This is a genomic window from Celeribacter sp. ULVN23_4 (assembly GCF_054788345.1).
In genome coordinates this window covers 49,117-65,020 of record NZ_JBTVYO010000012.1, presented here as the reverse complement: position 1 = coordinate 65,020, position 15,904 = coordinate 49,117, and the positions used below count along the sequence as shown (strand labels likewise).

The following is a 15,904-nucleotide window of genomic DNA, read 5'->3' as shown; positions in this document are numbered from 1 at the left end:
TTCCCGAAAATCGGGGCTTTTGCGCAGGTTCTGGGAACGGCTTTAGGAGAGCTTGCCACTCAGGATGTCAAACCTGCCCGCTTTACAATTCGCAATCAGTGTCAGACCCGCAATTTTCGCGGTCTCTACGGCAAGCTGGCTGGGTGCAGATACGGCGATCAGGGTTGAACAACCGATCATCACGGCTTTTTGCACCAAATCGACGGAGAGCCGTGACGTGATGACAATGGCACCGCTTTGCGGGTCTATGCCCGCGCGACTGAGTGCGCCGCAGAGCTTGTCGAGCGCATTGTGTCGTCCGACATCTTCGCGCGCCAGCACCACGCCTTTGCCGGGAACAACGAACCCCGCGGCATGTGCGGAGCGGGTTGCGTCATGGATGGGCTGAAAGGCGCGGAGGTGTTCAGGGGCTTGGACGATTTCTTCGGGGGAAAGCTGCGCGCCGGGGTCCAGTGTCGGCAGGCTGCGCAGCGCCTCTTTCAAGCTGTCGATGCCACAAAGCCCGCAGCCCATCGGTCCCAATGCGGCCCTGCGGCGGGTGATGAAGGCCTCGGCCGCTGGGTCCGAGAGCCAAAAGCGCGCCTCTATGCCCTTGTCATGCGTGATCTCTTCGAAGCGTTCTATGTCGCCCGTGTCGCGCAGATAGCCTTCGGTCAGGGCAAAGCCGCGCGCGAAATCTTCGATGTCCTGTGGCGTGGCCATCATCACCGCCACGGTGGTGCCATTGAAGACAATCGCCACGGGGGTCTCAACTGTGAGGCTGCGATCCGTGTGCCGCAGACCCTCGGGCGTCCAGGTGGTGAGGCTTTGTTTTGCGATGGGGGGGCGCTTAGACATGGGTGAAGATCATGCGGCCTTTGTCCGATAAATCATAGAAGCGACGCGAGGTGCGTGCGTCGGAGCGCGTCACCTCGATCAGGCCCAGTTCCTCATCGAGGCTCGTGCATTCGCGGATCACGAGGGCATGGGCGAGATCGAACATGCGTGCAAAGCCCCGGCTGTCCTGTGCCAGCCCCAGATGTGAGGCGGCAAGGATCAGCGGCCCCATCGGGCTAAGATAGGCGACATCTGCGTTCCGAGCGGCCTCAAAGGCCGACTCTAATGCGTCTTCCTGCGACACGGGTTATGCGCTCTTATGGGGTTCGATCTTGACGATCACCGATTTCGAGGTCGGTGTGAAACTCTGATCGCCCACGGTCTGGTGCGGCACCAGCTCGTTCATCTCCGGGTAATAGCCCGCGATACAGCCCTTTGGCGTGTCGTAGGGCACGACGCGGAACCCTGTGCAGGCGCGGTGGTGCCCATCCTCGAAACAGCCCGTCAGATCGACGAGATCACCATCGGAGAGGCCGTTTTTCTCCATGTCCTTGGGGTTGATAAAGACCACATTGCGGATGCCATAGACGCCACGGTAGCGGTCATCCATACCGTAGATCGTGGTGTTGTACTGGTCATGTGAGCGGAAGGTCTGAAGGACGAATTTCCCAGTATCGGATTGAATTTCCTGCCATTCCGTCTGATCGCGCAGATCGTCGATGCCAAAGTTGGCCAGCTTTGTCGGCGTGTTCCATTCGCGATGGCTGGCCGGGTTGCGCAGCCAGAAGCCGCGCGGTTTGCGCACATCTTTGTTGAAGTCACCATAGATCGGCAATACCCGCGCGATCATGTCTCGGATCAGGTCGTGATCTTCAGCCAGTTCACCCCATTTGACCACATCGCTGCCGATGGTGGCCGCCGCGATGCCCGCGATGATGCCGATCTCGGATTTGAGCGATTTCGAGGCCGGGAGGTTGATCCCGGAGGAGCCGTGCACCATCGACATGGAATCCTCGACCGTGATCATCTGGCGTTCGCCTTTGGAATTGCGGTCGATCTCGGTACGGCCCAGACAGGGCAGAACATAGGAAGCCTTGCCCGGCATCAGATGGCCGTGGTTGAGTTTCGTCGCGATGTTCACGGTCAGATCGAGGTTGCGGAAGGCATCGGCGACCAGAGAGCTGTCCGGCACGGCGCGGGCAAAGTTGCCGCCGAGCGCGACAAAGGCCTTGGCCGAACCTTCGAGCATCGCGCCGATCGTATGGGTGACGTTATGCCCCGGCGCACGGGGAAGCTCGACGCCAAGTTCCTTTTCCAGCGCATCAATAAAGGCTTTGGGCGCTTTTTCGTTGATCCCCACGGTGCGGTCGCCCTGCACGTTGGAGTGACCGCGCACCGGGCAGAGCCCCGCGCCCTCGCGACCGATATTGCCCTTGAGGAACATGAAGGAGGCAATCTCGCGAATGGTTTGCACGGAATGCAGGTGCTGGGTCACGCCCATGGCCCAAGTGGTGATGACGCGTTCGGCCTTGAGATACATCTCGGCGGCGGCGGTGATTTCGTCGCGCGACAGACCGGATTGCTCTTCGATCAGCTCCCATGAGGTGGCGCGCACGATGTTGCACCAGTCCTCGAAGCCGGAGGTGTGGTCGCGGATGAAGTCGTGATCGAGGATCGGCGCGTCGCCCGCTGCCTGAGCGCGGTCCTCGGCCTCCAGAACGATCTTGGACATGCCGCGGAAAATCGCCATGTCGCCGCCCAGACGTGGACGGTAGTAATCGGTCGAGGTCGGCTCGGCGCCGCCGGTGAGCATTTCGAGTTTTTTCTGGGGGTCGGCGAATTTCGTCAGACCCTTTTCCTTGAGCGTGTTGAAGACACAGACCTTCGCCCCGCGTTCCACCGCTTCACGCAGGCTGGCGAGCATGCGCGGGTGGTTGGTGCCGGGGTTCTGGCCGACGCAATAGACCAGATCGCATTTCTCGAAGTCTTCGAGCAGCACGGTGCCTTTGCCGATGCCGATGGCTTGGGACAGGGCGACGCCGCTGGCCTCGTGGCACATGTTGGAGCAATCGGGGAAATTGTTCGTGCCGTAGAGGCGCACGAAGAGCTGATAGAGGAACGCCGCCTCGTTCGAGGCACGGCCAGAGGTGTAGAACTCGGCCTGATTGGGATTGTCGAGCGCGTTGAGCCCCGCCGCGATGCCCGCAAAGGCCTCGTCCCAGCTGACCTCTTCATAGTGGTCGGTCTCGGGGTTGTAGCGGATCGGGTGGGTCAGGCGTCCGGCGTGTTCAAGATCGTAATCCGTCCAGCCCTGCAACTCCGTGACGGAATGCTTGGCGAAAAATTCGGGCGTGACACGGGCCTTCGTGGCTTCCCACGCGACCGCTTTCACGCCGTTTTCGCAAAATTCAAAGGACGAGCCATGTTCGGGATCGCCCCATGCACAGCCCGGACAATCGAAGCCGTCGGCCTGGTTCAGGCTCAAAAGCGTCTTGGCGCGGCTGACGGGGCTGCCGGTGCCCATCAGTTGACGGCCGACGCTTTTCAACGCGCCCCAGCCACCTGCGGCGCCGGAGGGTTTTTTAATACAATCTTGCTTGCTCATTGTGCGTATCCCATGCTTTGCGCGTTATTGGGGACGTGAGACGGGGCCACTCCTGAGAGCAGCCCCGCAACGTGGATATATGACGGTCTCTTTACTCGGCCGCAACCGCTTCAGGGTGCGTGCTGCTGACGTGGTGCTTTTCATGCACCGGACGGATCAGCAGGTTCGCGAAGAATGCCACGACCAGAAGACCGGCCATGCAATACATCGTGGTGTTGTAGAGCGTGGAGGTCGGGTCAATGGTGCCAGCCGGTGCGATTTCCAGCAGGTTGGCGATGGTCACGGTTTTGGCCGCCACCAGATCGCTCAACTGTGACACGGGCGCGCCGAACTTCTCGGCGAAGGTGGCCGGATCGACCTGTGCCGCGAGATCGGTGATGGCGTTTTCACGCGATATGTTGCGCAGCGTGGTGATCGCAAGCGGACCAAGCACACCAGCGGTGGCCCAAGCGGTCAGAAGACGCCCGTGGATGCCGCCGACGTGGAAGGTGCCGAACACATCTGCGAGATAGGCCGGGATGGTCGCGAAACCGCCGCCATACATGGTGAAGATCACCATGGTCGCCGCGTAGAAGCCGATGAGGGCAGGAGTGCCGCCCATGGAGGCCCAGAACGGGACGGAGAGGTAGAGCGCGGTGCCGAGTACGAAGAAGACGTGATAGGTATTCTTGCGCCCGATAAAGTCCGAGGTGGAGGCCCAGAAGAAGCGGCCGACCATGTTGAAGACGGAGATCATGAACACATAGGTGCTGGCGAAGGCCGCGGTGACGAGCGGCAGGTTGCCGAAGATTTCGTCCATCATGGTTTTCGCCACGCCGATCACACCGATCCCTGCGGTCACGTTGAAGCAGAGCACAACCCACATCAGCCAGAATTGCGGCGTCTTGAGCGCCTGATCGATGTGCACATGGTTGTCGGAGACCATACCGGAAGCGGTCTGTTTCGGTTCCCAACCCGCCGGTTTCCAGTTTTTCGCAGGCACGCGGTACTGGAAGGAAGCGACTTGCATCACGATGAAATAGATGATGCCGAGCGCCACAAAGGTTGCGGCCGCGCCGGTGTTGCCGGTGCCGACCACATAGATGCCAGCGTCGCCCCCAAAGGGTGCGGCTTGCGCGGCGGTTGCGACGATGACTTCGACGGTGCCATTTGCGGTTTCCGCAAAGCGTTTGCCGCCTTCGGTGATCAGCGCCACGGTGCCTTCTGCTCCGAGGAACTCAGGGGCTTTCTGGAAGGTGTTCAAGAGCCAGTCGATCAGGACTTTCCCGACCATAGCGCCGCCGCCAAAGCCCATGATCGCCATGCCGGTCGCCATGCCGCGACGGTCCGGGAACCAGCGCAGAAGCGTCGAAACGGGGGACACATAGCCGAGGCCAAGACCGATACCACCGATCGCGCCATAGCCCAGATAGATCAGCCAAAGCTGGTGCGTGGCGATGCCGACCGAGCCGATCAGGAAACCGCCGCCCCAGCAAAAGCCAGCGACAACGCCCACGAAACGGGGGCCGACTTTTTCGAGCCATTTGCCGCCGAAGGCCGCAGACAGGCCAAGGAACACGATGGCCACGGAGAAGATCCAGACCACGGAGGACAGCGACCAGTCGCTCGCGGCCGGGGCCAGAACGCCGAACTCGCGGGTCAGCGCGGGGTTGAACAGCGACCAGGCGTAAACCGAGCCGATGCACAGGTGGATGGCGATGGATGCCGGCGGCACGCGCCAGCGGTTGTAGCCCTCGGGGGCGACGATATTCTCTTTACGCAGGAACCCAAGCGGCCCGGCTGCTGAATCTGACATGTGACTGTCCTCCGATCAAATGGGGCTCTTTGGCCCCTTATTGCGCTTGTCCCGCTGGGGGATCACGCGTCACTCCGCGACCAGATGTCGCGCCGTGTGCAGGGAATTGCCATTCCATGTCTTGTAGTGTCAAACTAAAATAATATTTAGAAACAGTAGCTTGTGTGATTTATCTGCGGTGCAGAAATGTCGAAATGACCCATATTGCCCTCCTTGCGCCGAGGGGCGTTGGACAAAATGTCCACATTTGCGTGCCGTTTCAGACCTCGTCCGGACAGAATGACGCAGCCGGGCACCAGACAGAAAAAATTGTGCCGCGCCCGCATATGCTCTCCACGGTGATGTTTCCGTCTGCGCGTTCCATCAAAGCCTGGCTGATCGACAGCCCCAATCCGGTGCCCTCGGCCTGTTTCGTGGTGAAGAACGGATCGAAAATATGGGCGATTTGATCGGCGGGAATCCCCGCGCCTGTGTCTGACACGCGGATCTCAACGCCCGGCCTGTCGGCGCGCAGACTCTCTTGAAGCTCGACCGTCAGCGTGCCGCCCTTGGGCATCGCTTGGGCGGCGTTGATGAAGAGGTTGACAAGAACCTGTTGCAACTCATTTTCGACGATCTCGATGGCGGGCACATCGCGGTCGATGCGGCGCGTCTCGATATTATGTTTGCGCAGATCGGCGGCCACGAGGATCAACGCACTGTCGATCGCGTCTTTGACGCTCACCAAAGAGGAATGGTCCGACATCTCCCCCGAGCGCGAAAAGCTCAGAAGTTTGCCGACGATGACATTGATGCGGCGGGTTTGGGCCTCGATCAGGTCCAGCTCCATCGCGACCTCTGCCTTCATTTCCTCAGTCAGGCTCATCCGTAAAAGTTCCATATTGCCCTGAATGACGGCAATCGGGTTGTTGATCTCATGGGCGACGCCTGCGGTGATTTCACCCAAAGAGGCCAGTTTTTCCTTGAGGATCAGCTGCGCATAGGTTTCTTCGAGCTTTTCATGAGCTTCGCGCAATTCCTGTGTGCGCATATCCACCAGATCGTTGAGCTGATCGTTATATTGTCTGAGCGCCTCATCGCGATCTTTCACCTGATCCAGTAGACGATCAAGATGGCGGGCCACCGCGCCGATCTCATCCTCCGATTCCATCTTGCCGATCCGGGCTCTCAGATCGCCGCGCTCCACCTGTTGCATCGTCGAGGTCATGCGCTCTAATGGTGCGAAGACATCGCGCGCCATCCGCAGGAAGATTGGCGCAGCCAGCGAAAGCACCGCAAGAAACGCCAGCCCAAGCGCCAGTACCGTGCCGTTGCGCTGGTCCTTGTAGGGCTGTTCGAGAAAACCGGTGTAGAGCATGCCAATCCGCGCGCCGGTCACATCGGTGAGCGGCATATAGCCGGAGATATACCAGTCGTTCACCACAAAGGCGCGATCAAGCCAGGTTTCGCCACGCTCGACCACCTTGTGCCAAACCACTTCGGTGACCCGCGTGCCAAGGGCGCGTTCGCCTTCGAACAGGCGCACATTGGTGGAAATGCGCACATCATCGAGAAAGAGCGTCGTTGTACCCGCATCGGACGGCGCCGCCTCATCCCCGCCGTAGACCAGCGCGTTCATCCGGTCGATCACATCGAGATTGCGGTTCAAAAGCCGCCCACCGAAGAGATAGCCATCCGCGACCGGATAAGCTGCCCACATGATGAGCCCGCGTTCCTCAAAGGCTTTCTCGGTCGGTCTCGCGCCGGTTGTGTCCAGAATACGAAGCCGTGCACGATCGAGCAGATCGCCCTCAAGGCGCTGCATCTCCTCAGGGGTGACAACGACCAACCCCGACATTTCGTCGGGCGAAATGTCTTGTGACAGGATCAAACGCACCGTGTCGGGCAGACGGATTTCCGAGCGTTCAAAGAGCAGAAAATCAAGACCGATCCGCGTTTTTTGCTGATCGAGATAACGGGTCATGGCGCCCGCGCCGTCATTCATCGCTTCCGAGAGTTGGCGCGCATTGGCGATTGCCGCGATGCTCTGGGCCTGCCCTTCCTCGATGTTGAGAAAATATTGCTCTGCAATGCGCAAGTCGCTGGTGACCTTGGCGCTTAAAAGATCGTCAAATCTCTCGATCCAATGCCACATGGTCGCGCCGAGAAAGATCGGCAAAAGCACTGCAATCGGCAGAAGCGCCAAAACCAGTAGTTTCAACCTGACCTGAGCCTTGAGCCGCGCGATGAAGGCGGTCATGACAGGCCCCAAGCCTGACATTTGCGGTCTATGGTCTTGCGCGCCACGCCAAGGATGCGCGCGGCCTCGGCCTTGTTGCCGCCACAAGATTGCAGGACGTTGAGGATGTGCCGCTGTTCCACGGCCTCAAGACTTTCGGTTTCGATGCCGCCAACATCCTGCAACGCGCGTTCGAATCCGCCCTGAATGATCGCGCGTTCCACCACGTTGCGCAGTTCCATCACATTGCCCGGCCAGTCATGCGCCATAAGGCGGCGCTTGTCAGTTGCGGACAGTGTGGGCGAGACGGCCCCCATGCGTGCAGAGAGCGTCTTGAGGAAAAACTCCGCGATTTCGATGACATCGGCGGGCCGCTCACGCAAAGGTGGAATCCAGACCTCATGGACATGCAGCAGATAGAAGAGGTCGGTGCGGAAGGCCCCGCTTTCGACGGCCTGCTTCATGCTGCCTTTACAGCAACAGACCACACGAATGTCGGTCTGGAAGCTGCGCCCGCCGCCGACCGGCTGAAACCGCCCGGTGCTCAGCCATTCGACAAGAAGGTTTTGGCAGGACGCGGGCAACATATCTACGTCCTCAAGAAACAGGACCCCGCCGTCAGCCGTATTCAAAATGCCCTCGGCACCCGGTGTGTTCGGCGCATCGACATGGCCGAATAGGCGTTCTCGAAATTCTTCAAACCCGATCCCGAAACAGGGCAACCACGCAAATGGGCGATGCGCGCGCGGCGAAACACTGTGCAGCATCCTTGCGGCGATATGTTTTCCGGTCCCGGTTTCGCCCTCGATCACCACATGGGCGTTGATCTGTGCCGCGCGCTCAATCGTGGCGCGCAGGGTCTGAGCCGCCTGCGATGAGCCGACGAAATTGTCGCGCTGGCGCAATAGATCGCTGCCTGCCTCTAATTCTTGACGCAGCACGGTGTTTTGCCGTTTCAACGCGGTTTTGGCGAGGCATTTGGAAATCGCGTTCAACACCTGATTTGAATGGAACGGTTTCAGAAGAAAATCATTCACCCCGAGACGCAACGCCTCAATCGCAGTATCGAGATCGGCATAGGCGGTCATAAGGATAATGTCGGAGCGCAGTCCGATTTGCCATTGCGCAGACAGCCATTCAAGCCCCGTCATTCCCGGCATGATGTTGTCGAGCATGATGACGTCATAGCTTGCCCCATCGAGACAGGCGGAGGCCTCAGCCGGGGTTGCTGCGACATCCACACGTCGACATTTTCCTGAAAGCGCTTTCTTAAGGAAATGGCGCATCCCCATTTCATCGTCGACCACAAGGATCGACGCTCGGGCAAGGTCAGGGCCAAACGCCGTGCCTGCCCCGTCAAGGTTATTTTCTGTGTGCGTTTTTTTATTCATGGGGTCTGTTAAGGCTGGGGGCAGGATCGTGCTTTTGGCGGCAAGGACAGGTTTTTCATTCTGCCTGAGGTCTCCGTTTGGACTGGCGTATCTTTGGATTGTGACGAGGTTGACGCCGAGTTCTGCGGAGAGCTGTGAGACGGAGGTGTCGCGGCGGGCTACCGTTGGTTTCGGAGGTCCGGGCGTATCCTGTCAGCATGGCTATTTCCCAAACATTCGTCTGAGATGTGGTTCGGGGTGGTCTTGTATTTCCAACACCTTCTAACTCTAAATATGTATCTAAATCAAAGATACACAAACCATATTTAGAAAACAAAAGAACTATGGCGCAGCCTACCATCCTGACCACGCGCCAACGCGCAGCCTTGTTCAAGCTTCTGGCGGATGCTCCGCACGTTGTCCGATGACGCGCGTGAGCACATCAATGAGCGGCGGCACGCAGATCTTTAGACGGACAGAACAATCACTTCGTCAATGTCGGGATCGACCTGCTGGACCGCGCCGAGGCAGAGTGCGTTCAGGTGCGTCGCGACATATTGCGCGTGAAAACGGCTCGGGGCGTTGAGGTGGAGCCTGCGCCCGAGCCTTTCGCCACGTGTCAGGCCGGCGATCCAGATTGAGAACCGCGCGGGGTCTTCAGCATAGATCAGGCTGCGGGCCAGTGCCCATTCCGTTGAGTTATCGACCTCCGGCGGCGCAACCGCCCTGCCCTGCCGTTGCAGCGGCACAACCTTGGCACCGGTCGTCTCTGCGGGCTTGGCCCCCTGCCCTTCAAGGCGCTGTTCGAAATCCGGCCCCACCGCTGCCCAGATGGGGCGCGTGTCTTCAAGTAGTTTTGCCACCGCGAGCGTATACTGCGTCACCCGCCCCCGCGCGCCCTGACGTTTGACGACAAGCCACTCCATGGAGCGAAACTTCGCCATTTCACGTTTGACCGTCCGTTCTTGCACGCCCCACATCCGCGCGATCTCGCGTTGTCCGACAGCGAGTTCATTGCGCTGCCAATTATAGCGCGCGGTGATGAGGGTCATGAGGCGAAGGCAAAGCACCTGTTTGCCCTTGGATTGCGAGAGCGCATAGGTTCCGAGTGCTGTTAGCACATCATATTTGATTGCGGCGGCCTGTGGGCCAACCGGTTTCTTCGACAGCATCTGTCCTGCCCCTCGCAGAGGTCTCTGCGTTTGTCCGTCCCGCCATCCGCAAGGGTGATGGGATCCGTTTTGCCTCAACCATTCCGAAGAATGTTCCGTGAGATTTACGCGTCAAAGGTAAACACCTTGGAACCAACGATATCTCAGCGTTTTTTGTATTATTTTTGCAATTTGCGTTGAGTTATTCGATTCTGTCAAGGGGCTGCTGTTTTCGTCATCCTGACCCAATTCCCCCAAAAAAGAAAAAGAAGGTATTACTGGTATTAGGGGGCATCCAGAGTGTCCCCTAATTGGGGGCGAAATGTCCCCCTGTAGGTGGTATGGGGTTCGTTGGTGTCCCCTACTTAGAGGGTCTCTGCCAATAAATTTGGTGTCGGGCTATGGGGCGGCCTCCGTCGGGGGGCGAAGCGCATGGGTTTTTTTAAGGTGTAGAAAGCAAGGGTCCGAGAATTTCAGCGCTTTTGGTGTCTTTTCGTTAATTTACGTTTTTAAGTTTTGCAATGTTTTCGTTTTCCGCGTAAATCCGAAATACATAATAGAAAGCGTCCCCGTGGGGACAGGAGGCAGAATGTTCACTCATGAGGACTTGTCGCGGCTACAGGCCCAGTCGCTCAAGATGCAGGGATTTATCCGGCAACAAACCTATTCCCCCGAGCGTGAGAAGACGCTCCGCAGATTTTCGAGTTGGGAGGTGGCGGAGCTGATCTTCAAGGTCAACCAATCCACCATGCGCGGACGTCTCGCCGCCGACCCGTCCCTGCCGCAGGGCTATGTCGAAGAGGACGGGCGTCAGCGCTGGTACACGCTCGAAGAGATCAACGAGCTGCGCCGCCGTCTCAAGGTGAGCCGCAAATCCCTCATGCCGACCCGTCCGGCGGGCAAGCGGGCGATCCGTGCGGCGATTGCGAACTTCAAAGGCGGTGCGGGCAAATCCACCGTGGCGCTTCACTTCGCTCATGCCGCAGCTCTCGATGGGTATCGTGTCCTCTGTGTCGACTTCGACCCGCAAGCGACGCTGTCCCATTCCATGGGGCTCTCGGATGTGGCCGAGGAGTTCACCGTCTGGGGCATTATGGCGCGCGACCTCATCAATGAGACGGAGCGCATGAATGCCGCGACCCGTGGCGCAGAGAGTGGTTCCGCCCTGCCCCAACGCCGCCTGCCCTCTTCGATCACGGATATGGGTCTCTCCGACCTGCGCGTCGCGGATTTCATCAAGCCAACCAACTGGCCGACCATCGACATCATTCCCTCCTGCGCCAACGCGGCCTTTGTCGAATTCGCCTCCGCGCAATACCGCCACCTCAATCCGGAATGGTCGTTCTTTGCCGCTGTGAGCCGCTATCTCGACACCCTGCCCGCCGACGCCTACGACATGATCATTTTTGATTGTCCGCCCGCGATTGGCTACCAGTCGATGAATGCGGTCTTTGCCGCTGATGTGCTTTATATCCCCTCCGGCCCCGGCTACTGGGAATATGACTCCACCACCTCTTTCATCGGTCAACTTGCCGAAGCGCTCGAAGATCTCTCGGCTTTCAACGGTGTTGTCCCCGCGGGGACAAGCAATCTGCCGAAGGTATTTCACGACATCCGCTTTTTGCTGACGCGGTTCGAGACAGGCAATGAATTGCACCGCGCCATGCGGTCGGCGTTTGAAAAGGTTTTCGGGGATAGGCTCACGCAAAATCCGATTGAGATGACCCGCGCCGTTGAACAGTCTGGCCGCTTCCTGTCGTCGATCTACGAAACGGATTACCGTGACATGACGCGTGAGACATGGCGCCGCGCACGCTCTTCTTTCGACAATGCGTATGAGGAATTCCGCGGGCATCTTCTTGAGGCCTGGGGCAATCTGGAGGATGAGACATGAGCAAGAAACGCCGCGTCTTTGATATCGACTTTCCGAGCGATCCGGTCGAGGAGGAAATCGCTACGCCTGTCCCTGCGGGGACAGAGGAACCGGAGGTGCGTGAGGCCCGCCGTGGCCCGATGGCCAGCGCCATTCAGGAAAACGCCTCCGCGCTCCGCGAACGCCAAGCTGCCGAGGCCGCGATCCGCGAGGAGAACGACCGCCTCGCCCATGATTTTGTGCGGATGAAAAAGCAGGGGTTGATCGTCGATCTCGTCGCGATTGATGCCGTGTCCACGTCGAAACTCACTCGCGACCGGAGCATTACGCGCGATCCCGATCTGGACGAGTTGAAAATCTCCATTCGGGAGATTGGCCTCTCAAACCCGATCCGCGTGGAGCCGGCTGGCGATGGTTACGAGCTTGTGCAGGGGTTCCGCCGTCTCACCGCCTACCGCGAGCTTTTCGCGGAAACGGGCGACGAACGATTTGCGAAAATTCCGGCGGGCTTGATGTCGAGCGGTGAGGCTCTCGATGGGCTTTACCGTCGGATGGTCGATGAGAACCTCGTGCGTCGCGACATTTCCTTTGCAGAGATGGCCGCGCTTGCGCGCTCCTATGCCGCCGATCCGGAGACGGAATGCGCGAGCGTTGAGGAGGCGGTCTCTATTCTTTACGCCTCTGCGAACCGTCAAAAGCGCAGCTATATTCGCCACTTTGCGACGCTCTTGGGTCATATCGGGGGCGCGCTCAAATTTCCGGAAGCGATCCCGCGTGCCCTTGGTCTCGATCTTGAGAAAAAGTTTGCGGAGGATGCGGCGGCGGTGACGCGCGCGAAATCGCGGCTCGCCGCGGCGATGGCGACGACGGCAGAGGCCGAGATTGAGGTGCTGCGTGGTTTGCTCACTGAGGTCCGTAACGCCGAAAAGAAAGCGCCGGCGGGAAAAGCCAACACGCTCAAAACCACGTTCCGCATGACTGTCCCCGCGGGGACAGTGCGCTGTGCGGTGCAGGATGGGCGGCTTGAACTGCGGTCTGACATGGACTTTGGTCAGATGGAAAAGCAGAAACTGGAGGCTGCGCTGGCTGCGTTCTTTGCCGAACTGGACAGCTAAAGCACCTGATCAGATGACATGAGAAAGGCGGTCCAAGTGGCCGCCTTTTTCGTTTTTCGATCTTGCGTTTAAAGCCCGGCGGCTTGCGTCAGATTGATCCGGAACCGATCTCGCCGCCGCTGATACCTGCGCGTCATTTCGACAGAGGCGTGGCCGAGGTGCTTTTGAATATACCGCTCATCGACATCCGCTGAGCTTGCCAGACCCGCGCGCAGGCTGTGGCCGGAGAACAGCGCGAGGCGCTCTTTCTCCGGCAGTTCCGCGCGCAGGCCTGCTTTGAGAACCGTGTGCTTGATGAGACGCGCGACATGTTTGTCGCTGAGGCGGTCCTCCAAGGCGCGTTTTCCATCGCGGGAGGTGCGCACGAACACAGGCCCGAAGCCGATCTTCGCGAAGTGCAGCCATTGTTCGAGCGCGTGGACAGGGCAGGTCGCGTCAGTTGAGCCGCGCCCGATTTCGACCTCACGCCAACCGGTCTTGGAATTGAGCGTCAAGAGCGCACCTTCCTCATAGATCGTGACCCAGCCTCCGCTGTCCTCTGTGTCGTCTTTGTGCATGTCGAGGCAGACAATCTCGGTCCGGCGCAAGCCGCCCGCATAGCCCAAAAGCAAGATCGCGCGATCCCGCAGCCCGCGCAGATCATAGGGTAGGGTGGCGACCATGGCCTGAATGTCTTCTGAGAAGATCGCTTCCTTCTGGGTCGGAGGGCGGGCGTGTTTGCGTTTGATGCCCGCGAGGATGCGGGTGATGTGACGCTCTTTGCGGTTCAGAGTGAGGCCGCGCTGCGCGTAATTCCATGAGAGACCGGAGAGGCGACGCTCGATACTCGCGACCGTCAGAGGGGCGGTCTTATCCGAGGGATGTGCGAGGTCGGTGAGGTAGAGGCCAATCAGTTCCGGGGACGGGGGCAGGGGATTCGCGCCCTTCATCCGGCACCAGCGCGCGAAATGCGTCCAGTCGGCGGCATAGGCTTTGGCGGTGTTCTCCGCGACGGTGGCTTCGGCATAGCTCCGCGCCGTTTCGATCAGGTGTTCGAGAGTCCCAGAGCCCGAGACATGATCCGGCAGATCAATTTGGGCGTTGTTTGGCGCATCGTTGGGCGTGTTTTCGGGTGTTTTGACCATATTTCAAAACCTACAATCATTATGTCCGATAATGCAAACGTATTGGACATAAATAGCATCTGTAAAGCGGGGCGGTTCGGTCGCTATTTTCTGGAAGAAAGCGCCGCGCGAGTGTAGGCTTCAGGCATGACATTTGCCCGGCCGGATCACATCAGCGACCTCGACATGTTACCCAGGATGCCTACCTGGGTCACCTCCATACGTGCTGAAACCCTTGAAGATGTTGCGTTTTTGTCGGGCGCCGCGCTGAACCACCTGCATCTTGTGTTGAGCCGAGTTGACCTCCCCCACTCCTTGTTGCGGGACAGGCTCGCGCTGCGTGCGGCTGCTGCTTGTGTCGTGTTCTCTGGGCGGCCGGAGGGGGAGGCGGAGCTGCGCGATGCCGTACACCTCTTACGCCCCGGCGATCTGGCCGGACCTGCCGGGGACACCTACCTGGCCTGGCGGCGCGCTGTGGAGCGGCCGGTGTCGATCAAGGCTCTGGGCCGAGCCTTGCCGACCCTCGAGCCGGGCCAGATTGCCGCGTGGCTTGATGCGGGGAAAGGGGCGCCGGTGACCCGGGCCGCGATGGTTTTGGAGGCGGTATTGCGCGAGGCGCCGCGCAACGAAGTGACCGCGCTCGTTCTCGCCGACGCGGCTTTGGCTCAGGCGCTTGGCTGGGAGTATCCTGTGCCGCTACTGGCCGCGGGCCTAAAACGCACTGACTTGCGCAAGCAGCGGGACGACTTGAGACTCGCTTGCCATCGGGCGCTCGTCTCATCGGCGATCGAGGCCGTGCGTCTCTCCGCCGACCTCGCGCGGCGGGCGGCCCATTTGAAAACCGTTGCGCCGAAGCTTCGGGCGAAGGGGGCCGAGAAGGCGGTCGAGATGTTCCTGACCCGCGATGCCGTGGCGCCGTCGACCTTGCCTTTGCCGGATCGTGCCGCGCGGCGGCTCTGCGACCGGCTGGTCGACCTCGGCGCGGTGCGCGAGCTGACCGGGCGCGACACTTTCCGGCTCTACGGGGTGTAGGGATGGCGAAGGATCGCTCTGACCCCGAACTGGATCGCGAGTTGCCCGACCTGCCACCCGAGCTGCGCTGGCGGGAATGGATGCGCCGGATCGAGGCGGTACTCTTTGCCTCGGCCACCCCGGTGCCGCGCGACGATCTGGCCCGCGTGGTGGGGCAGGGGGTGTCGGTCGATCTGCTGATCGAGGACCTCGCTGCCGATCTGGAAGGACGGGCCTTCGAGATCGCGCAGGTTGCCGGGGGGTGGATGTTCCGCACGCGGCCTGTCTATGCGCCCGCGATCCGCGCTGCGGCGGATGTCGGGGACCAGTTACTCGATCTGAGCGAATTCGACGTCGCGGTGCTGGCGGCCATTGCCTACCAACAGCCGATCACGCGCGACGGGCTCAAGGACATCTTCGGCAAGGACATCAGCCGCGATCTGATCGGGCGGCTACATGCGCGCGACTTGATCGGGACCGGGCCACGATCGCCGCGCCGCGGTGCGCCCTATACCTTTGTGACGACCGAGCAGTTCCTTGTCGCCTTCGGGTTGGATAGCCTGCGCGATCTTCCCGATCGGGAGCAGTTGGAGGATGCGGGGGTTGTGGGCGAAGCGTCACATATCGATTATGGGTAACGCGTTGCTGATGCTGAGGATGAAGTCCGCCGTTGTGCTTATCGTTTCATTTGCTGTGCAATGATTCATCTGCGCGCCAAGAGAGTCGCGTGATTGCAATGCGATAATCGTTTCACGATTTCTGAACGAAGCCTCGTGCATTTATTAGCGACAAGGCATTCCCTCCTCATCGTTGGGGGCGGAGAGCCGACTTTCGGCGGCGCAGCGCG

At 59.8% G+C, this 15,904-nt stretch carries 12 protein-coding genes; 4 read left to right on the top strand and 8 right to left on the bottom strand.

What is annotated here, in order from left to right:
* Positions 1-42 precede the first annotated feature (42 nt).
* The 7 genes from fdhD to ACYBHZ_RS18500 form a co-directional block, all read right to left on the bottom strand.
* The gene (gene fdhD, locus ACYBHZ_RS18530) at positions 43-837 is read right to left on the bottom strand and encodes a formate dehydrogenase accessory sulfurtransferase FdhD (protein WP_460275795.1); all 795 of its coding nucleotides are present in this window, start codon (positions 835-837) and stop codon (positions 43-45) included.
* Complete coding sequence (locus ACYBHZ_RS18525) at positions 830-1,120, bottom strand: hypothetical protein (RefSeq protein ID WP_460275794.1); 291 nt, start codon at positions 1,118-1,120, stop codon at positions 830-832. The genes fdhD and ACYBHZ_RS18525 overlap by 8 nt, the downstream gene beginning before the upstream one ends.
* A gap of 3 nt (positions 1,121-1,123) precedes the next feature.
* On the bottom strand, positions 1,124-3,421 hold the full coding sequence (locus ACYBHZ_RS18520) for an FdhF/YdeP family oxidoreductase (RefSeq protein ID WP_460275793.1): 2,298 nt from the start codon (positions 3,419-3,421) through the stop codon (positions 1,124-1,126).
* A 91-nt stretch (positions 3,422-3,512) separates the two neighbouring features.
* A complete protein-coding gene (locus tag ACYBHZ_RS18515) occupies positions 3,513-5,216 on the bottom strand; it encodes an OFA family MFS transporter (protein ID WP_460275792.1) in 1,704 nt (567 codons plus the stop codon).
* 259 nt (positions 5,217-5,475) lie between these two features.
* Positions 5,476-7,455, bottom strand: a complete 1,980-nt coding sequence (locus ACYBHZ_RS18510; protein ID WP_460275791.1) for a sensor histidine kinase — start codon at positions 7,453-7,455, stop codon at positions 5,476-5,478.
* On the bottom strand, positions 7,452-8,825 hold the full coding sequence (locus tag ACYBHZ_RS18505; RefSeq protein ID WP_460275790.1) for a sigma-54-dependent transcriptional regulator: 1,374 nt from the start codon (positions 8,823-8,825) through the stop codon (positions 7,452-7,454). Before ACYBHZ_RS18505 ends, ACYBHZ_RS18510 begins: the two co-directional genes overlap by 4 nt.
* Before the next feature lie 446 nt (positions 8,826-9,271).
* Entirely contained in the window at positions 9,272-9,976 is a 705-nt protein-coding gene (locus ACYBHZ_RS18500) for a hypothetical protein (RefSeq protein ID WP_460275789.1), read from the bottom strand.
* Positions 9,977-10,544: 568 nt separating this feature from the next.
* Here ACYBHZ_RS18500 and ACYBHZ_RS18495 point away from each other — a divergent pair.
* Entirely contained in the window at positions 10,545-11,849 is a 1,305-nt protein-coding gene (locus ACYBHZ_RS18495) for an AAA family ATPase (protein WP_460275788.1), read from the top strand.
* Positions 11,846-12,943: a ParB/RepB/Spo0J family partition protein gene (locus ACYBHZ_RS18490; protein WP_460275787.1), complete on the top strand. Its 1,098-nt coding sequence runs from the start codon at positions 11,846-11,848 to the stop codon at positions 12,941-12,943. Before ACYBHZ_RS18495 ends, ACYBHZ_RS18490 begins: the two co-directional genes overlap by 4 nt.
* 68 nt (positions 12,944-13,011) lie before the next feature.
* Here ACYBHZ_RS18490 and ACYBHZ_RS18485 read toward each other — a convergent pair whose 3' ends face one another.
* On the bottom strand, positions 13,012-14,067 hold the full coding sequence (locus ACYBHZ_RS18485; RefSeq protein WP_460275786.1) for a tyrosine-type recombinase/integrase: 1,056 nt from the start codon (positions 14,065-14,067) through the stop codon (positions 13,012-13,014).
* A gap of 126 nt (positions 14,068-14,193) precedes the next feature.
* Here ACYBHZ_RS18485 and ACYBHZ_RS18480 point away from each other — a divergent pair, with 126 nt between their 5' ends.
* Positions 14,194-15,078 carry a DUF1403 family protein gene (locus ACYBHZ_RS18480; RefSeq protein WP_460275785.1) on the top strand — a complete coding sequence of 295 codons (885 nt, stop codon included), beginning with the start codon at positions 14,194-14,196 and terminating at the stop codon, positions 15,076-15,078.
* Positions 15,079-15,080: 2 nt separating this feature from the next.
* Complete coding sequence (gene scpB, locus ACYBHZ_RS18475) at positions 15,081-15,695, top strand: SMC-Scp complex subunit ScpB (RefSeq protein WP_460275784.1); 615 nt, start codon at positions 15,081-15,083, stop codon at positions 15,693-15,695.
* Positions 15,696-15,904 lie beyond the last annotated feature (209 nt).